14 protein-coding genes and 1 riboswitch are annotated in these 18,428 nt (G+C 67.3%); of the genes, 7 read left to right on the top strand and 7 right to left on the bottom strand.

Features of this window, described 5'->3' with window-relative positions:
* The 4 genes from Q0X16_RS12925 to Q0X16_RS12910 all read left to right on the top strand — a co-directional run.
* Positions 1–903: hypothetical protein (locus Q0X16_RS12925; protein WP_297835191.1), on the top strand; the 903-nt coding region annotated here is incomplete at its 5' end.
* Positions 900–1,826: a homoserine kinase gene (locus Q0X16_RS12920; protein WP_297835188.1), complete on the top strand. Its 927-nt coding sequence runs from the start codon at positions 900–902 to the stop codon at positions 1,824–1,826. The genes Q0X16_RS12925 and Q0X16_RS12920, both read left to right, overlap by 4 nt.
* On the top strand, positions 1,823–3,130 hold the full coding sequence (gene thrC / locus Q0X16_RS12915; protein WP_297835186.1) for a threonine synthase: 1,308 nt from the start codon (positions 1,823–1,825) through the stop codon (positions 3,128–3,130). Before Q0X16_RS12920 ends, thrC begins: the two co-directional genes overlap by 4 nt.
* A gap of 221 nt (positions 3,131–3,351) precedes the next feature.
* Complete coding sequence (locus Q0X16_RS12910) at positions 3,352–5,331, top strand: M2 family metallopeptidase (protein ID WP_297835183.1); 1,980 nt, start codon at positions 3,352–3,354, stop codon at positions 5,329–5,331.
* Positions 5,332–5,379: 48 nt separating this feature from the next.
* Here the strand turns inward: Q0X16_RS12910 and Q0X16_RS12905 are convergent, their stop codons facing one another.
* A complete protein-coding gene (locus Q0X16_RS12905) occupies positions 5,380–6,561 on the bottom strand; it encodes a multidrug effflux MFS transporter (protein WP_297835179.1) in 1,182 nt (393 codons plus the stop codon).
* A gap of 95 nt (positions 6,562–6,656) precedes the next feature.
* On the opposite strand from Q0X16_RS12905, the gene Q0X16_RS12900 reads away from it, so the two are divergent.
* Positions 6,657–6,809 (top strand): WYL domain-containing protein, encoded by a 153-nt coding sequence (locus Q0X16_RS12900; protein ID WP_297835193.1) that lies wholly within the window; start codon positions 6,657–6,659, stop codon positions 6,807–6,809.
* 77 nt (positions 6,810–6,886) lie between these two features.
* Here Q0X16_RS12900 and Q0X16_RS12895 read toward each other — a convergent pair whose 3' ends face one another.
* Both Q0X16_RS12895 and Q0X16_RS12890 read right to left on the bottom strand, forming a co-directional pair.
* On the bottom strand, positions 6,887–7,174 hold the full coding sequence (locus Q0X16_RS12895) for an XRE family transcriptional regulator (RefSeq protein ID WP_297835176.1): 288 nt from the start codon (positions 7,172–7,174) through the stop codon (positions 6,887–6,889).
* An 18-nt stretch (positions 7,175–7,192) separates the two neighbouring features.
* Positions 7,193–7,432, bottom strand: a complete 240-nt coding sequence (locus Q0X16_RS12890; protein ID WP_297835173.1) for a type II toxin-antitoxin system RelE/ParE family toxin — start codon at positions 7,430–7,432, stop codon at positions 7,193–7,195.
* A gap of 425 nt (positions 7,433–7,857) precedes the next feature.
* A riboswitch (glycine riboswitch) is annotated at positions 7,858–7,995 on the top strand.
* A 33-nt stretch (positions 7,996–8,028) separates the two neighbouring features.
* Here Q0X16_RS12890 and gcvP point away from each other — a divergent pair.
* Positions 8,029–10,935: an aminomethyl-transferring glycine dehydrogenase gene (gene gcvP / locus Q0X16_RS12885; RefSeq protein ID WP_297835170.1), complete on the top strand. Its 2,907-nt coding sequence runs from the start codon at positions 8,029–8,031 to the stop codon at positions 10,933–10,935.
* 96 nt (positions 10,936–11,031) lie between these two features.
* On the opposite strand, the gene Q0X16_RS12880 is transcribed toward gcvP, so the two are convergent.
* The 4 genes from Q0X16_RS12880 to Q0X16_RS12865 form a co-directional block, all read right to left on the bottom strand.
* Positions 11,032–13,683: a M1 family metallopeptidase gene (locus tag Q0X16_RS12880; RefSeq protein ID WP_297835167.1), complete on the bottom strand. Its 2,652-nt coding sequence runs from the start codon at positions 13,681–13,683 to the stop codon at positions 11,032–11,034.
* 179 nt (positions 13,684–13,862) lie between these two features.
* Positions 13,863–14,531 carry a hemolysin III family protein gene (locus Q0X16_RS12875; RefSeq protein WP_297835164.1) on the bottom strand — a complete coding sequence of 223 codons (669 nt, stop codon included), beginning with the start codon at positions 14,529–14,531 and terminating at the stop codon, positions 13,863–13,865.
* A 141-nt stretch (positions 14,532–14,672) separates the two neighbouring features.
* Positions 14,673–15,965 carry an adenylosuccinate synthase gene (locus tag Q0X16_RS12870; protein ID WP_297835161.1) on the bottom strand — a complete coding sequence of 431 codons (1,293 nt, stop codon included), beginning with the start codon at positions 15,963–15,965 and terminating at the stop codon, positions 14,673–14,675.
* Between the two features lie 572 nt (positions 15,966–16,537).
* Complete coding sequence (locus tag Q0X16_RS12865) at positions 16,538–17,746, bottom strand: ISL3 family transposase (protein ID WP_297835157.1); 1,209 nt, start codon at positions 17,744–17,746, stop codon at positions 16,538–16,540.
* On the opposite strand from Q0X16_RS12865, the gene Q0X16_RS12860 reads away from it, so the two are divergent.
* Positions 17,714–18,364 carry a hypothetical protein gene (locus Q0X16_RS12860; protein ID WP_297835155.1) on the top strand — a complete coding sequence of 217 codons (651 nt, stop codon included), beginning with the start codon at positions 17,714–17,716 and terminating at the stop codon, positions 18,362–18,364. The genes Q0X16_RS12865 and Q0X16_RS12860 overlap by 33 nt on opposite strands.
* Positions 18,365–18,428 lie beyond the last annotated feature (64 nt).

Raw genomic sequence — 18,428 nt, 5'->3', positions numbered from 1 at the left:
GCCGCGCAATGGCGCGAGTCCGCGCAGGCGGGCAGCGACCTCGACGCGTTCACCGCCCACGTGCATGCCGAGCACTTGCCGCATGCGCTCATCATCGACTGCAGCGCAAGCGATGCGGTCGCGGAGCGCTATGCCGCATGGCTGGCCGCGGGCATCCACGTGGTCACCCCGAACAAGCACGCGGGCGCCGGTCCGCTGGATCCCTCCCCCGCCATCCGCGCCGCCTGCGCCCCCGGCGGCGCGCGCTTCCGCTACGAGGCCACGGTCTGCGCGGGACTGCCGGTGATCTCGACCCTGCGCGACCTGCTCGACACCGGCGATCAGCTCATCGCCATCGACGGCATCTTCTCCGGCACGCTGGCATGGCTGTTCAACAAGTACGACGGCAGCCAGCCGTTTTCGGAACTGGTGCGGCAGGCGCACGCGCTGGGCTACACCGAACCCGACCCGCGCGACGATCTGTCCGGCACCGACGTGGCCCGCAAGCTGGTCATCCTCGCCCGCGAGGCCGGGATGCCGCTGTCGCTGGACGACGTGCAGGTGCAGAGCCTGGTGCCCGAGACGCTGCGCGGCGCCGACCGCGAGACGTTCATGGCCGGGCTGGACGCGCTGAATGCGCCGATGCGGGAGGCGCTGGAACTGGCGCGCGCGCAGGGCGGCGCGCTGCGCTACATCGCCCGGCTGGACCAGTCCGGCCACGCCAGCGTTGCGCTGCAGGCGATCCCGTCCGACCATGCCTTTGCCCACCTGCGCCTGACGGACAACTGCGTGTCGTTCACCACCCGTCGCTACCACGACAACCCGCTGGTCGTGCAAGGCCCCGGCGCCGGACCGGAAGTGACGGCCGCCGGCGTGTTTTCCGACCTGCTGCGGCTGGCCGCCTCGCTGGGAGCAAGGCTGTGAGCGCCGCTGTCGCGAGGGCCTTCGCGCCGGGCTCGGTCGGCAACGCCGGGGTCGGCTTCGACATCCTCGGCCACAGCATCGCCGGCATCGGCGACAGCGCGACCGTGCGCCGCATCGACGCGCCCGAGATCCGGATTGCCGCCATCCGTGGCTGCGTGACGGAACTGCCGCTGGATGCTGCGCGCAATACCGCCGGCGCCGCCCTGCTGGCGCTGCGGCAGGCGCTGGCGCTGCCGTTCGGCTTCGAACTCGAACTCGACAAGGGCATACCGCTTGGCTCCGGCCTGGGCGGCTCGGCGGCCTCCTGCGTGGCCGCGCTGGTCGCCGCGAACGCCCTGCTCGACGCGCCGTTGCCCGCGCAGGCGCTGTATCCGCACGCACTGACCGGCGAAGCCGCTGCCAGCGGCGGCCGCCACGGCGACAACGTCGGCCCGATGCTGCTTGGCGGCCTGGTGCTGACCACGGCCACGGACATGACCCAGGTGCGCGTGCCGCCACGGTGGCACGCCGCCGTGGTGCATCCGCAGGCGGTGCTGGAAACCCGCCGCGCACGCGAAGCGCTGGCCGGCGCCTATGCCCTGCATGAATTCGTGGCGCAAAGCGCCAACCTTGCCCAGGTGCTGCTCGGCTGCGAGCGCGGCGATCCGCAACTGGTGCGCGCAGGCCTGTCCGATGTGCTGGTGGAACCGCGCCGCGCGCCGCTGATCGCCGGTTTTGCCGACGTGAAGCAGGCGGCGCTCGACGCCGGCGCGATGGGCGCCAGCATTTCCGGCGCCGGGCCCAGCGTGTTCGCCTGGTGCGAAAGCCTGCCGGAAGCGCAGCACGCCGGTGACGCGATGCGCGCCGCCTTCGCCGCCCACGACCTGCCCAGCGACCTGTTGCTGACCCCGATCGCCGGTCCGGCCGCAAAGGTGCTGGCATGAAGGCGATCAGCACGCGCCATCGTGCGCCGACCGTTGCCATCGCCGAGGCCATCTCCGCCGGGCTCGCGCCGGACGGCGGCCTGTACCTGCCGGAGCGCTGGCCGCATTTCACCCTGGAAGATTTCGATGGCGCCAGCACGCTGGCACAGGTCGGGCTGCGCCTGCTGCGGCCCTTTTTCGATGCCGATGCGCTGGAAGCCGCACTGCCCGGAATCTGCGAACAGGCGCTGTCCATCGACCCGCCGCTGACCGCATTCGGAAACGACCGGGACTTCCTGCTCGAACTGTTCCACGGTCCGACCGCCGCCTTCAAGGACTACGCGGCGGGTTTCCTCGCCGGCTGCCTGTCCGCGCTTTCGCACGGCGCGCTTTCATTTGGCAATCGCCCGCTGACCATCCTGGTCGCAACGTCCGGCGACACCGGCGCGGCCGTGGCTGCGGCATTCCACAACCGGCCCGGATTCCGCGTCGTCATCCTCTATCCCGATGGCCGCGTGGCGCCACGCCAGGCCCACCAGCTCGGCAGCTTCGGCGGCAACGTGCTCGCGCTGCGGGTGGACGGCAACTTCGACGACTGCCAGCGCCTCGCCAAGGCCCTGCTGCTGGATGCCGACCTCCGCCGCGAGGTGCCGCTGGGATCGGCCAACAGCATTTCGCTGGGCCGCCTGCTGCCGCAGGCCGCCTATTACGCGCACGCCGCCCTGCGCCACTGGCGCGATGCCGGCGCGGAACTCAATTTCGCGATCCCGACCGGCAACCTCGGCAACGCCCTTGCCTGCGCGCTGGCGCGCCGCATGGGACTGCCGATCGGCCGCATCGTGCTGGCCAGCAATGCCAATGCAGTCCTGCCGGAGTTCTTCGCCGGCGCCGACTACACGCCACGGCCTGGCATCGCCACCCTGGCCAACGCGATGGACGTGGGCGCACCCAGCAACTTCGAACGCCTCCAATTCCTCCATCCCGATCCGGACGAACTGCGGCAACTGCTGCGGGCCGAGTCGGTGTCCGACGCGCAGATCCGCGCCGCCATCCTGCGCAGCCTCGAAGCGCGGGGCCAGGTCATCTGCCCGCATACCGCCTGCGCTGCCGAAGTGCTCGACCGCCTGCGCGCGCGAGGCGAAACCGGCGACTGGGCCGTGGTCGCCACCGCCCATCCCGCCAAATTCCCCGACGTGGTCGAACCCCTGATCGGGCACGCCATCCCGCTTCCCGCCAGCCTCAAAGCCATGCTGGCCCGCCCCAGCCACGCCGAGCGGATTTCCGTCCAGGAAGTGAAAGAACGGCTGCGGACTTTCGGAGGGTAATTTTCCCCGACGCCATTATTCCGCCTCGCCATCAGCCGGCGCGGGTTCTGAACCAACGCCCACCGCAACAACGACATGGCCCGCAGCGTTGCGGGCCTTGTGCTTATTGAGGATCTGGAAGGCCGACTCTGACCGGCTTGGCTCAGGGAATCCGCCCGCCAATCCGCCCGGTGTCTGCTAGCCTTCGGTTTCCAGCGTCCGCATTGCCGAGGAAACCCTGCATGAACCTGCGTCCCGCCCTGCTTGCCCTTGCCGTTGCCGGTTCGCTGGCGCTCGCTTCCTGTGGGGGCGGCGGCCCAACTGGGGGACGCCCTTCTTCCAGCCCCGCTGGCGAAACTCCGGAACAGTTCGTCGCCCGCGTCAATGACGAGATGCGCGAGGTCAGCACCGAGCTCAACTCGGCGCAGTGGTTGTCCAACACCTACATCAACGACGACAGCGAGTTGATCGCCGCCAAGGCCAACGAGCGCTGGCTGACCCGGCTCAACGACTGGATCGCGCAAGCCCGGCGCTTCGAAGGCAGGTCGATGTCGGCGGAGACGGCGCGTCAGATCAAGCTGCTCAAGCTGATGACGGCCATGCCCGCACCCATGGATGCGAAGGAACTGGCCGAGCTCACCCGGATCGCCAGCAAGCTGGAAGGCATGTACGGATCGGGCAAGTACTGCACAGGCACGGGAGCAAGCGAATCCTGCCGCGACATCGGCCAGCTCAGCGACGTGCTCGCCGGCAACCGCGATTACGCCGCCCAGCTCGACGCCTGGCAGGGCTGGCACACGGTCGGCGCTCCGATGCGCAACGACTACAGCCGCTTCGTCGAACTGGTCAACAAGGGTGCACGCGAAATGGGGTTTGCCGACGCCGGCGAAATGTGGCGCTCCGGCTACGACATGCCGCCCGCCGAGCTCGCGCAGGAAACCGACCGCCTCTGGGATCAGGTCAAGCCGCTGTACGAACAGCTGCACTGCTACGCGCGCGGCAAGCTCGACGCCAAGTACGGCAAGGACAAGGGCGAGGTGGCCGGCGGCATGCTGCCGGCGCACCTGATGGGCAATCTCTGGCAGCAGGACTGGACCAATCTCTGGGACGTTCTTGCCCCGTACCCGAACGCCAGCAACCCCGACGTCAACGCGGCCCTGCAGCGCACCGCCGAAGCAAACCTCGGCCGGGAGCTCATGCGCCCCGGTTCGCCTGCCGCCACCGCAGCCGAGCGCGGCTTCATGGCGCAGCGCGCCGCCCAATTCGACACCGCCGTGGACATGATGCGCCGCGCGCAGGACTTCTACACCTCGCTGGGCATGCGCACCCTGCCCGAGAGCTTCTGGAACAAGACCCAGTTCATCAAGCCGCTGGACCGCGAGGTGATGTGCCACGCCAGCGCCTGGGACATGAACATGCGCGGCGACGTGCGCATCAAGATGTGCATCAACCCGAACGAGGAAGATCTCACCACCATCTATCACGAGATGGGGCACATCTATTACGACCTCGCCTACAACCCGCTGCCTCCGCTGTTCCAGAACGCCGCCCACGACGGTTTCCACGAGGCCATCGGCGACACCATCGTGCTGTCGATGACGCCGCAATATCTGGCTTCCGTTGGTCTGATTGCGCGTCCCCAGCAAAGCCACGACGCGCTGATCAACGCGCAGATGCGGATGGCACTGAGCAAGGTCGCGTTCCTGCCGTTCGGGCTGATGATCGACCGCTGGCGCTGGGGCGTGTTCGACGGTTCCATCCAACCCGATCACTACAACCAAGCGTGGTGGGCACTGAAGGCCAGGTACCAGGGCGTCGCGCCGGTCTCGGCGCGCGGCGAGGAGTTCTTCGATCCGGGCGCCAAGTACCACGTCCCCGCCAACACGCCCTACACCCGCTATTTCCTCGCCAACATCCTGCAGTTCCAGTTCTACAAGGCGCTGTGCGACGCCTCTGGCTACAAGGGGCCATTGAACGAATGCAGCTTCTACGGCAGCAAGGAAGCCGGCGAAAAATACTGGGCGATGCTCTCGCGCGGCGCCAGCCAGCCGTGGCAGGCCACGTTGAAGGAGATGACCGGCAGCGAGCAGATGGACGCCCGTCCGCTGCTGGAATACTTCGCGCCGCTGCAGGACTGGCTCAAGCAGCAGAACGCCGGCCAGACCTGCGGCTGGACGCCACCGGATGCCGCCCAGCCCAGCCCGACCGCAGCGCCGGCGTGATGCGCAGGCCCCGTTGAGGCAACGCCGACCCGACCGGCGTTGCCCCGACTAGACGTCGATCTGCTCCAGCGGCGCCGATGTCGCCGTCACGGCAAGCGCATGGCTGCGCATCTCCCACCACCAGAACATCCACGCCCCGGCGGCAAACGTCGCCGCGCCCAGCGCCAGCCGCAGTCCGGTTCCGCTGAGCAGCGGCGAGAGCACGCCGGCGATCAGCGCGTTGACCAGCAGCCCCGCGAACGCCTGCAGCGAAGACGCCCCGCCACGCTGGTGGGGGAACATATCGAGGATGGCCAAGGTGATGATCGGAAACACCAGCGCGATGCCGAAGGCGTTCAAGCTCATCGGCAGCACCGCCCAAGGCAGCGTGGGCACCGGCACCAGCGCCTTGTACGCAAGGTTGACGGCAACCGCCGTGCCGCACAGCGCAAACCCGATATTGGCCAGCCGCACACCATCGACCCTTCCTGCCGTCTTTCCGGATACCCAGGCGCCCAGCATCATCCCGGCGATCATCGGAATGAAGAACCAGCCGAACTGCTGCGTCCCCAGCCGCAGGTGCTCCAGCACGAACACCGGCGCCGAGGCGATGTAGAGGAACAGCGCGCCAAAGTTCAGCGCCGCCGCCGACAGCCGCCAGAAGCGCGGGCTGCGTGCGATGGTCAGATAGCTCCGCGCCAGCGCACTTGGTCGCAGCGGCAGGCGCGCCGCGGGCAGATGGGTTTCCGGCAGGCCGCGCCAGGTGGCCAGCAGCAGCGCCAATGCAAACAGCGCCAGAAACCAGAAGATTGCCGGCCAGCGGGTCCAGCCCAGCAGCCCGCCGCCGAGCACCGGCGCCACCGCCGGCGCGATCCCGAAGATCATCGACACCTGGCTCATCAGCCGCTGCGCGTCGTCCCCGTGCAGCACGTCGCGGATCACCGCGCGCCCGACGATCAGCCCCACGCCCGCGCTCAACCCCTGCAGCGCGCGGAACAGCAGCAGCCCGCCCAGGATCACCCGCCGCCGCCCCAGCGCATCCGACAGCGGCCCGTGCAACAGGCTCATCCCCGCATAGGCCAGCAGATAGACGCTGATGGTCTGCTGCATCGCCACAGGGTCGGCGCCCAGCTGCGCGCCGATCTGCGGGAAAGCCGGAAAGATCGTGTCGATCGAAAACGGACCGAACATCGCCAGCCCGCCAAGCAGCAGCGCCAGCCGACGGGTCGCGGGAACGGGCGCTGCGGACATTTGCGTATTTTAGGCGAGCCGTCCTTGCGCAACCGCGACGCGCCTGCGACGCATTGTTCCGTACAAAGTATCGCCTGGCGCCAGCAGCCTGCGGGGTGGAGCTTTCGGCCACGGTGGACGACGACCAGACGCTGCTGTGGTGGCTGCTGGGGTTCGGCGAGAACGTGGAGGTGCGAGAGCCGCGTTCGCTGCGAGATGAAATCGGGCTGCAATTGCGGGCTGCTGCGGGGCGGTATGTGGGGAGTTGATTGCGGTGGGTGGATGAAGGTCAACACCATCCCCACCCAACCCTCCCCTTGAAGGGGAGGGCTATAAGCGGGTGGGTTCACGCCGCCAGCTTCAGGCTTGGATGCAGCCCTGCACGCGCTGCCAGCGTCAGCAGCATGTCCAGACTGAAGTCTTCCCACTTGCCCTGGAGCAAACGCGAGATGCGCGGCTGGGTCACGCCCAGATGGCGCGCCGCTTCGGCCTGCGTCCAGCCTTGTGCGCGCAGGTGTTGTTCCATGCGGATCATCACTTCGGCGCGAAGCCGCATCACTTCCGCCTCGGCGGGAGGAAAGCCGAGGTCGAGGAACACGTTGCCGCTGCTCTCGGTGAGGGTGATGTCGTTCATGTCAGTGCTCCCGTTCATTCATTTCAGCGCCGCCACCAGCCTCCGGTAGCGGTTGGCGGCAAGGTCGATGTCCGCCTTCGCGGTTTTCTGCGTCTTCTTCTGGAAGGCATGCAGCACATACACCGCATCGGCGAACTTGGCGACGTAGATCACACGGAACGCGCCGCTGTCGTCGCGCACACGCAGCTCATATGCGCCCGCGCCCACCGTGACCATCGGCTTGAAATTCAGTGGCTCGCCACCGTATTGCACTCGCATCAATTCGAGCCCAGCGCATGCCGTGCGCTGACGGGCATGTCGCTCAGATCCTTTCGGCTGGAATCGACGAATCGGAGCGGCTTCATGCAGACATTATGCAAATATCTGAATAAATGGCAAGCGAGCGTGGCCCCTATGCCGAGCAAGCTCGGTGCCTACGACCGATCACCCTGTGCGGGAGTTGGCGGTGGCAGGACGAAGGTCAACACCATCCCCACCCAACCCTCCCCTTGAAGGGGAGGGCTTGAAATCCTCGCTGGTGCCGGGCCGGTTGAGTGTCGCACCCTCCCCCCGAAGGGGAGGGCCATGACGCCCCAACCCGGCTATAATTGCCGGGCACAGTGGGAGAAGCGCGCGTGTCACTGGTCACGCGAGGCTGCCGAAGGCGCAACTGCCCGGAATCGCTCAGGCCAAAGACCGCCGTGTGACCAACCTCTGGAGAGACTTCCGCGTGTCTGAACCACGCGCGGCGGCGCCGAAGGGGCAAGACCGCTGCGTTTCGCCTTCCCTCCCCCCTTGGCGATGCGGTTCAAACTCTCAGGCAGAAGGACAGAGCGGGCATCCCTTCAACGCGTCACGCGCTTCCGGATGCCGCCATGAACCAGCCTTCGCTTCGCTCTCTCGAACAGCACGACGCTTTCGTCGCCCGCCACATCGGCCCCAATGACGCCGAGATCGCGGCGATGCTCCAGGCGCTCGGCTTCGCATCGCTGGATGCGTTCACCGATGCCATCGTTCCCGATACGATCAAGGCGACCGGCACGCTGGAACTGCCCGACGCGGTGAGCGAGGTCGATGCGCTGGCCCGCATCCGCGACATCGCTTCGCGCAACCAGACCTTCCGCAGCTTCATCGGGCAGGGCTACTACGGCACCCATACGCCCAACGTCATCCTCCGCAACATCCTCGAAAATCCGGCCTGGTACACGGCCTACACGCCCTACCAGGCGGAGATTTCGCAGGGGCGGATGGAAGCGCTGATCAATTTCCAGACCATGGTCGCCGACCTGACGGGCATGGACATCGCCAACGCCTCGCTGCTGGACGAGGCCAGCGCGGCCGCCGAGGCCATGACGCTGGCCAAACGCAGCGCCAAGTCGAAGTCCAACACCTTCCTGATTTCCGGCGACACCCATCCGCAGACCGTCGCGCTGCTGCACACGCGCGCCGAGCCGCTGGGCATCGTCATCGAACAGGCCAACTCCACCGACGCGTGGCACGCGGCGGTGGCGAAGGGCGATTACTTCGGCGCGCTGGTTTCGTATCCGGCCTCCAGCGGCTGGGTGGCCGAATGGAACAAGGATGCCGACGCCATCCACGCCCACGGCGCTCTGTTCGTGGTCGCCACCGATCTACTCGCGCTGACCCTGCTCAAGCCGCCGGGCGAGATGGGGGCGGACATCGCGATCGGCAGCAGCCAGCGCTTCGGCGTGCCGCTGGGCTTCGGCGGCCCGCACGCGGCGTTCATGGCCTGCCGCGATGCGTTCAAGCGCTCGATGCCGGGGCGGCTGATCGGCGTGTCGGTGGATTCCGAGGGCAATCCCGCCTACCGCCTGACCCTGCAGACCCGCGAGCAGCACATCCGCCGCGAAAAGGCGACCTCCAACATCTGCACCGCGCAGGTGCTGCTGGCGGTGATGGCGGCGATGTACGCGGTCTACCACGGCCCCGAGGGCCTGAAGCGCATCGCCCGGCGGGTGGCGCGCTACACCGCGATCCTGCGCGCCGGCCTGCACCAGCTCGGCTACGCGAACGACCATCATCCGACCGCCTTCGACACGATCTGCCTGAAGACCGGCGACCAGACCGACGCGCTGCTGGCGCGCGGGCACGCGATGGGCGTCAACCTGCGCAAGGCGTGGAACGACTACCTGTGCATCTCGCTGGATGAAACCACCACCCGCGCCGACCTCGAGCTGCTGTGGGAAGTGTTCGGCGAGGGCCAGCCGCTGCCGTCGGTCGAGGCGCTGGAAGACAGCGCGCCGTCGCTGATCCCGGCCGAACTGGAGCGCCGCAGCGCCTTCCTCACCCATCCGGTGTTCAACACCTACCACAGCGAGCACGAGATGCTGCGCTACCTGCGCCAGCTTGCCGACAAGGATCTGGCGATGGATCGCACCATGATCCCGCTCGGCTCGTGCACGATGAAGCTCAACGCCACCGCGGAGATGATCCCGGTGACGTGGCCGGAGTTCGCCAACGTGCATCCGCTGGCGCCGGCCGCGCAGACCCGCGGCTACGGCGAGCTGATCGCCGGGCTGGAAGCGATGCTGGTGGAGGTGACCGGCTACGACGCGGTCAGCCTGCAGCCCAACTCGGGTGCACAGGGCGAGTACGCCGGCCTGCTGGCGATCCGCGCCTGGCACGCCGCGCGCGGCGAAGGCCACCGCAACATCTGCCTGATTCCCGAGTCGGCGCACGGCACCAATCCGGCCAGTGCGCAGATGGCGGGCATGAAGGTGGTGGTCACCAAGTGCGACCGCAACGGCAACGTCGACGTCGAGGACATCCGCGCCCAGGCCGAGAAGCACTCCGCGAACCTGGCCGCAATCATGATGACCTACCCGTCCACCCACGGCGTGTTCGAGGAGGACGTGGTGGAGATCTGCAGCATCGTGCACCAGCACGGCGGGCAGGTGTACACCGACGGCGCCAACATGAACGCGCTGGTCGGGCTGGCCAAGCCCGGCAAGTGGGGCTCGGACGTCAGCCACCTCAACCTGCACAAGACCTTCTGCATCCCGCATGGCGGCGGTGGCCCGGGCGTCGGCCCGTGCGCGGTGAAGGCGCATCTGGCGCCGTTCCTGCCCGACGCCCTTACCCGCGACGGCCTGCGCACGCCGGGCGTCGGCAACGGCGCGATGGTGGCGGCGGCCACCTTCGGCAGCGCCTCGATCCTGCCGATCAGCTGGATGTACATCACCCTGATGGGCGCCCCGGGGCTGCGCAAGGCGACCCAGGTGGCGATGCTCAACGCCAACTACATCGCCCACCGCCTCGCCCCGCACTACCCGACCCTCTACAGCGGCCGCAACCGGCTGGTGGCGCACGAGTGCATCCTCGACCTGCGCCCGCTGGAGAAGGACTCCGGCATCGGCGCCGAGGACGTGGCCAAGCGGCTGATCGACTTCGGCTTCCACGCCCCGACGCTGAGCTTCCCGGTCGCCGGCACGCTGATGGTGGAGCCGACCGAAAGCGAATCAAAGCACGAACTGGACCGTTTCTGCGACGCGATGATCCAGATCCGCCGCGAGATCCAGGACGTGATCGACGGCACGCTCGACCGCGCCGACAACCCGCTCAAGCACGCGCCGCACACCGCCGCGCAGGCGACCGCGCAGGACTGGCCGCACGGCTATCCGCGCGAACTGGCGGTGTTCCCGCTGGAATCGCTCAAGCGCCAGAAATACTGGCCGCCGGTGGCGCGGGTGGACAACGTGTACGGCGACAAGAACGTGATGTGCGCCTGCATTCCGGTGGATGCGTACAAGGACGAGGCGTAGGGATCCTGCACCGGAGCGGTGGCGCGGGACTGCGGGTGACCGTGGTCCCGGAAGCGGTCGATATCCGCATCCGGGATCACCGCAACACGACGTGCGTCAGACGTCCTGCTGCCTGAGCCAGGCGTCGATCTTCGGCCGCCGTTCCTGGCGCAGCTTGATCCGGGTCTGGATGGCGTTGATCGTGCGCTCGGCATCGCGGCGCGAGCCGGGCGCGATGTAGCGCTCCGCGAAGGCGCGAATCTTGTCGATCATTTCGGGCTGGGTCGATGCCGCACCAAGACCCGGGTAGTAGCGCGGCAGCGAGGTCGTATCGACCCGCGCATCGACCTGCTCGCGGTGGGCTGCGGCGAAACCGAAGGCCAGTTCCGGATGCTGCCGCGACACGCCGGCGATCATTCCGGCACTGAGGGTGGCGCCGGGTTCGTCGGTCAGCGCCATGTCCAGCGCGCGCTGGGCCAGCGCCTTGTCCCTGGGCATCGCCAGCAGGTTGTAGTACTGAGCGCGCAGCATCGAGGATGTCTCCGCGCGGGCCAGCGCGTGCAGGCGGTCCCAGGTGGCGGCATCGGCATTGCGCGCCACCAGCCCGAGCACCGTACGCCGCAGGTCGGGCGACAGCGAAGACGGATCGGCCAGGAACGCATCGAAACGATGCCGCGCCTCGGCCAGCACCTCGGCATCGCCCAGTTCACCCAGCACCGAGATCAGGCTGCCGCGCAGTTGCTTGACCGCGCTGGAATCGTCCGGACGGTTGTCCCACCCCAGTTCCCGGAACTTCGGCGCCAGGCGCGCGATGACGAAGGCACGCACCGCCTGCTGGCGCGGCTTGTCGTCCTTGTACAAGTCGTCCAGCCCGCCCAGCGCGCCGACCACCATCTGCCAAAGCTCGGGCGCGGCGCCCTGCGGCACCTGCAGCGCCAGGTCGAGGCTGTCGGACTCCGGCTGCCGGCCGATCGCGCCCAGCGCGCTGGCATCCATCATCACGCCCAGCTGGTCGACCACCGGCAATCGTGCGAAGTTCGCCGCCAGCGCCTTGAACTGGGCCGGCGCGTACAGGGTGCGGAAGTAGCCATGCTGGCCGGCGTTGACCAGCACCGGCGCATCGCAGCCGGGGAGTCGGGCGTCCGCCTGGCCGTCGACCAGCACCTTGACCACGGCGCCGGCGCCCGCGCGCAGGCTGACCGGAACGCGCCAGTGCAGCGGCGTCTTGTCGGGACGGTCGATGCTGTACTCGCCCTGTTCGAGGTGGACCACGGTCTGCCCATCGACGCACAGGCTGCTGGCGCGGATCAGCGGCACGCCGGGCTGCAGGGTGAAATCGTGCGCGACCTGCACGAACTGTCGGCCAGGCGCGGCCGCCTCCATTTCCCGCCACAGATCGTCGGTGACGGCATTGCCGTAGGCGTGCCTGTGCATGTAGCTGCGCACGCCGTTGCGCCAGGCGTCGGCGCCGATGTAGTCCTCCAGCATCGCGATCACCGCCGAGCCCTTGCCGTAGGTGATGCCGTCGAAGGCCTGGCTGGCCTGCTCCACGCTCGCCACGTGCTGGACGATCGGGTGGGTGGTCGCGTAGGCGTCGCCGCCCATCGCGCCGCGGCTGGTGTAGACGGCATCGGCTCCGCTGGTATCCCACTCCGGATGCAGCCTGGCCATGGTGCGACCCTCCATCCAGGTCGCGAAGCCCTCGTTGAGCCACAAATCATCCCACCAGCGCATCGTCACCAGATCGCCAAACCACTGGTGGGCGATCTCGTGCGCGGCGGTGCTGAACACGGTCTGCCGGTCGAACACGTTCGACGTCGCCGGATCCAGCAGCAGCGCGTATTCGAAGGTGAAGATCGCCCCCCAGTTCTCCATCGCGCTGAAGAACTGGCTGCGGCCGGGCGCCGCGATGTTGTCGAGCTTGGGCAGCGGGTAGCGGATGCCGAAGTAGTCGTTGTACTCGCGCAGGATGTCGCGGCTGGCCTCCATCGCGAAGCGCGCCTGCTCGGCCTTGCCGCGCTGCGCGATCACGCCGATTTCGACGCCGTCGTCGGTCAACGACAGCCGATCGAAGTCGCCGATGCCGAGGAACAGCAGATACGTCGACATCTTCGGCGTGGTCGCAAACGTCGTCCGCCGCAGGCCGTCGGCCAGGTTGCGAGTGTCCTTCGCCGGCATGTTGCTGACCACCATTTCCCCAGCCGGCGCGATCACCGCCAGGTCGAAGGTCGCCTTGTAATCCGGTTCGTCCCAGGACGGGATGAACCGGCGCGCATCGGAATTCTCGAACTGGGTGTACAGCGCGCGTCGGGTGCCGGATTCGGTCGGGTAGTCGAGCGCGAAAAAGCCGTTGGCCTGGGTGCCGATGACGCCGGTGTAGTCGGTCGCCAGCACGTACTTGCCGGGCGCAAGCGGCCGATCGAAGGCAAACGTGGCCGTCTGCTGCGCGGCATCGACGCTGACCGTGGCCGTAAGCGGCTGTCCCCGCGCGGGCGTCAGGCGGCTGTTGGCAAACGTCATCCCGACCGCCTGCAGCACGATGCGCGAGGTCGGCTCCAGCACCTCGACGTCGATCCGCACCTTGCCGTCGAAGCGGTGCTGGTCGGCGTGCGGCGTGATCTCGACGGCGTAATGGCTGGGCCGGACGCTGCGCGGCAACTGGGTGACGACTTCGGCGGCAGACCCTTCGGCAGGCGCGGCGACAGGCGCCTGCGCGAAGACGGGACTGGACAGGGCCAGCGCAATGGCGGTCACAAGCAGGCGGCGCATGGAAAGTCCTTGATTCTGGCGGGGGCGGAAGACCGCCATCATCCGGCCCGATTCGCGCAACTCCTACCGCCAGAAGTCACCCCGGATCGTTCAGCGGATAAAGGCCAAAGCGTTTTGGACGCGGATTGGCGCGGAGATGACGCGGATAAAACGATCCAACCCGATGCGCTTGACCGTGACTACAGCAGATGCAGCAGCACCGCCACGTAGTGGCAGACGCTGCCGGCGATCACGAAGCCGTGCCAGATCGCGTGCGACCAGCGCATCTGCTGGCGCATGTAGAAGAACGTGCCGAAGGTGTAGGCCACGCCGCCGGCCAGCAGCCACAGCAGCGAGGCGGGCGCCAGCGCGTGCAGCATCGGCTTGATCGCCACCACGATCAGCCAGCCCATCGCGATGTAGATCAGCGTCGACACCCGCTTGAAGCGGCCAGTGTAGAACAGCTTGAACACCACCCCGGCCAGCGCCAGCGTCCAGATGGTGCCGAACAGCCACCAGCCGGTCGGACCGCGCAATCCCACCAGGGTGAACGGGGTGTAGGTGCCGGCAATCAGCAGGTAGATCGCGCAGTGGTCGAAGACCTTCAGCCGCCCCTTGAGCACCGGGTGCGAGATCGCGTGATACAGCGTGGACGCCGTGTACAGCAGCAACAGCGTGACCCCGAACACGATGGCACCGGCCAGCTGCCAGCCGTCGCCGAAGATCGCGGTCAGCGTGATCAGCACCGCGCCGCCCGCCAGCGCCGCCGCAGCGCCGAAGCCGTGGGTCAGCGCATTGGCGAGTTCTTCGCGCGCCAGCCGAAGCTGGTGCAGGGAAAGCGGAGGCGGAAGCGCTATCGGATACGACATGGCGGCCAGAATACCATCGCGCATGGATGGCACGGCCGCGCAGTCAATCCGCGTCACTTCGAATGACGGCGCGGGCAGGCTTCGATCACGGGGGCTCGCTGCCGCACGACGCCGCAAGCCGGGTGTCGGCGCGGGGCAGACTCAGGCGTAAGGATCGCGCAGCACCATCGTGTGTTCGCGGTCGGGGCCGGTGCTGACGATGCTGATCGGGCAGCCCGCCAGTTCCTCCAGCGCGCGCAGGTAGGCGCGGGCCGCGGGCGGCAGCTTGTCCCATTCGGTGATGCCGTGGGTGTTCTCGCTCCAGCCCGGGAACTCCAGATACACCGGCGTGCATTCGTCCCAGCCCTGCGCGTCCAGCGGCGCGTATTCGCTGCGCTTGCCGCGGTATTCGTAGGCGATGCAGACCTTGAGCTTGTCCATGCCGTCAAGCACGTCCAACTTCGTGATGCACAGGCCGGAAATGCCGTTGATTGCCACCGCGCGCTTGAGCGCCACGATATCCATCCAGCCGCAGCGGCGCGGGCGCCCCGTCGAGGCGCCGTACTCGGCGCCGCGATCGCGGATGCCCTGACCGATGGCATCGTCCAGCTCGGTCGGGAACGGACCGCCGCCGACGCGCGTGGCGTAGGCCTTGGCGATGCCCAGCACGTAGTCGATCGCGTCCGCACCCACGCCGGCACCGGCCAGCGCGCCGCCGATGGTGGTATTGCTCGACGTCACGTAGGGATAGGTGCCGTGGTCGATGTCCAGCAGCGCGCCCTGCGCGCCTTCGAACAGCACTCGCTTGCCCTGCTTGCGCAGCTCGTGGCAGATGCCGGCCACGTCGGACTTCATCGGCTGCACGTAGCGGCCGAATTCCAGCGCCTCGTCCAGGGTCTGCTGGAAGTCCACGGCCTCGACGCCGAGGTATTTCGTCAGCACGAAGTTGTGGTAGTCCAGCGCGGCGCGCAGCTTCTCGGCCAGCTGTTCGTGATAGTGCAGGTCGGCGATGCGGATGCCGCGACGCGCCACCTTGTCCTCGTAGGCCGGGCCGATGCCGCGCCCGGTGGTGCCGATGGCCTTGCCGCCGGCAGCCTTCTCGCGCGCCTGATCCAGCGCAATGTGGTACGGCATGATCAGCGGCGCCGCCGGGGAAATCTTCAGGCGCGAGCGCACTTCGACGCCCGCCGCCTCCAGCTCCTCGATCTCCTTGCGCAGCGCGGCCGGAGAAATCACCACGCCATTGCCGATCAGGCACAGCGCGCCGTCGCGCAGGATGCCGGACGGGATCAGGTGCAGCACCGTCTTCTTGCCGTTGATGACCAGCGTGTGCCCGGCGTTGTGACCGCCCTGGAAGCGCACCACCGCACCGATGTCCTCGGTGAGCAGATCGACGATCTTGCCCTTGCCCTCGTCGCCCCACTGGGCGCCCAACACCACGACCGACTGGCCCATGGCCGAACTCCTGTTTTCTGGCGGCCATCGGGGCCGCTGGATGGGTGCATCGGGAATCGTACCGCCTTGGTCGAACCGCCATCGGGGCGGCTCCGGCGACGCGCTGCCTGACACGGAAAAAGCCGAGGCGTGCCCCGGCTTTTGTGCATTCTACCGGCTTTCGGCACACACGAGTGGATGCGCCCTCCAACGAAATACATCGAAGACGCACCTAGATCTCAATCCGTGCGACAGCCGTCTGCCAACCTCGCCCACACCACACATGGGACAGAGGATGCAATGTTGAAAGACGCCTTGGCACTCGTAGGTTTGTGGGTCATCATCGCAAAAAGTCAGCAACTGATCGCCAAGCTCAAAGCCGATTGGAACGCCAGCCGTGGCGCGGCTTCCTGATCGCGACACCACAGGGAGAATCATCATGACGCAGAGCAGCAAGCCGGCGGGACATCCCCCCGCCGAAATTAGCGAAAAAATAACGCCCCTCACGAACGTCGCAAAATCCAAGACGGACACCGTTACTCATCCCACCGTCGGGGACTGTGTCGTTTCGTGTGGATACGTCTGCCCTGTGATCATGCCATCGCATGCGCGAAGGGCGAGCCTGGCAGATCGAGTCTGCCCTTGAGCAGGTAGACGATCGTGCGCAGGTTGCGGAAGGTGCGGAAGCCGCGGGCGCGGGCAATGGCACTTTGGACGTCGGCGTTGATCGACTCGGCGGTGGCGTTGGAGTTGGCATGGGTGAGCATGTTGCGGATGCCTTCGATGTGGGTCTTGAAGGTCATGGCCAATCGCTTGAAGGCAGGCAGTCGACAGCGCCGTGCCCATTGGATCCAGCCGTCCATGAGCAGCAGCACCGGGACGTGCGGCACGCGCCGCCACGCCAGAATGTCGCGCAGGCATTCCTTCAGGCGCCAGGCGCGCGCAGTCCTCAATCCCGACTGCCGCAACCAATGCAGATTGATCTCCGCGCGGCTCCAGTCGCTGGCATCCTTGAGCCAGTGATAGCGCGTGTGCTTGAGCGCAGGCTCCTGGACGACCTCGGCACGACGCACGCTGTCGAGCGCTTCGTTGGCGAGCTTGACCAGGTGGAACGGGTCGAAGCACGGCAGGGCCCCGGGCAGATGCCGCTTCACGCCGGCAATGAAGCCCTTGGCCATGTCCATGCTGCAGCGCTGGATCGCTCCTGGATTGCCGCCATGCGCCTGCAGCGCCTCCACGAACAGCCCGACGTTGTCGGCCTTGCAGCCCTCGCTCACGTGCAGCACGCGCCCGCGTGAGGCGGGGCTGGCATCATGGACGACGGTGACCACGCGGCCGCGGCCGACGTGCTTTTCGTCGATGCCGACCGCGTCCACACCGCGCATGTCGGCTTTCGCATAGGCGGCGTCCACCAGTGCGCCGAGCGATCGCCACAACCGCTGGTCGCTGACCCCGAGCAGCTTGGCGATGCGTCGCACCGGCATCCGCGACATCCCCGCCAGCGTCACCACCATGGCCTCGAACAGCAGCGAAAAGCCGCTGCGCTCGCGCGCCCACGGCACCGGCACCTGCTGCACCTCGGTGTCGCCGCGTTCCCCGCACACGCCACAGCGCACACGCGGCAGCTCGGCGTGGATCAATGCCCGGTACTGGAAGAAATGCAGGTGCTGCCAGTCGCGCTTGAGTCGGTCGTGGATCGGCTGGTCCGGCGCCTTGCAGCGCGGGCATGGCAGGCGCGAAGCCTCGCAAGTCACATCGAAGTGGATCTCGTGCGCCGCCTGATCGAAGCGAACAGCCTTCACGTGCCAAGGTTCGGCCAGCCCCAAGGCAGCCGTGAACAACTCCGTCATCGGGTCCGACATCGCTCAACCTCTCCGGAAAGTGCGCATCGGACGCCGAACCGCTACCCTGCGTCAAGCGGGTTGTCTACCACACGAAACGACACAGTCCCCACCGTCGCACCCACCGCCAGCGAAACCATCAATCGCTACGACAGCGCAAATGTCGAGCCCATATCAGGCCATACCGGCATTGATGATCAAGCCAAGGCCGCTACCACCACGCCAAATAACGACGCAAGGTCACACCAGTCCGATGCCGGCCAGGGTTTCGATAACTCCCAGCCACCGCTGCCAAACGAACCCAGCATCAATCTTCCCGTAATCAAGATCCTCGATGACGACATCGAAGTGGAGTACAGCTTTTTTCTGAATCCGGCGGAAACTTCGGCATCCAAACTGATCCAAGTCGGCTTGGATCGCGTTGAACATGAGATTCAGGCCGCGCAAGGCCGAGTCGGTGCGCTCGATCAAGAAATCGACCGCCTCACCAATCACGCAGATGCCGCAGACAACATGGTGTCCGTCGGTAGCGGCTTGCTGGCGGGTGGTGGATTAAACCGCGAAGTGCAATTTCCATGAACTGAAGCGGGCCAGGTGTCGTAGCCTGCGCCACTTCACCGGCAAGTGGAGTTGCACATGACCT

Source organism: Thermomonas sp., assembly GCF_025993755.1.
Classification (GTDB): domain Bacteria; phylum Pseudomonadota; class Gammaproteobacteria; order Xanthomonadales; family Xanthomonadaceae; genus Thermomonas.
Note: the sequence above shows the minus strand (reverse complement) of the source record. Positions and strands in the feature narration are given on the sequence as shown.

What these genes read in the sequence shown, in the direction of transcription:
- thrC (WP_297835186.1), top strand. Translation starts at nt 1,823, where the DNA reads ATGAAGGCGATCAGCACGCGCCATCGTGCGCCGACCGTTGCCATCGCC.
- Q0X16_RS12910 (WP_297835183.1), top strand. Translation starts at nt 3,352, where the DNA reads ATGAACCTGCGTCCCGCCCTGCTTGCCCTTGCCGTTGCCGGTTCGCTG.
- Q0X16_RS12905 (WP_297835179.1), bottom strand. Translation starts at nt 6,561, where the DNA reads ATGTCCGCAGCGCCCGTTCCCGCGACCCGTCGGCTGGCGCTGCTGCTT.
- Q0X16_RS12895 (WP_297835176.1), bottom strand. Translation starts at nt 7,174, where the DNA reads ATGAACGACATCACCCTCACCGAGAGCAGCGGCAACGTGTTCCTCGAC.
- Q0X16_RS12890 (WP_297835173.1), bottom strand. Translation starts at nt 7,432, where the DNA reads ATGCGAGTGCAATACGGTGGCGAGCCACTGAATTTCAAGCCGATGGTC.
- gcvP (WP_297835170.1), top strand. Translation starts at nt 8,029, where the DNA reads ATGAACCAGCCTTCGCTTCGCTCTCTCGAACAGCACGACGCTTTCGTC.
- Q0X16_RS12880 (WP_297835167.1), bottom strand. Translation starts at nt 13,683, where the DNA reads ATGCGCCGCCTGCTTGTGACCGCCATTGCGCTGGCCCTGTCCAGTCCC.
- Q0X16_RS12875 (WP_297835164.1), bottom strand. Translation starts at nt 14,531, where the DNA reads ATGTCGTATCCGATAGCGCTTCCGCCTCCGCTTTCCCTGCACCAGCTT.
- Q0X16_RS12870 (WP_297835161.1), bottom strand. Translation starts at nt 15,965, where the DNA reads ATGGGCCAGTCGGTCGTGGTGTTGGGCGCCCAGTGGGGCGACGAGGGC.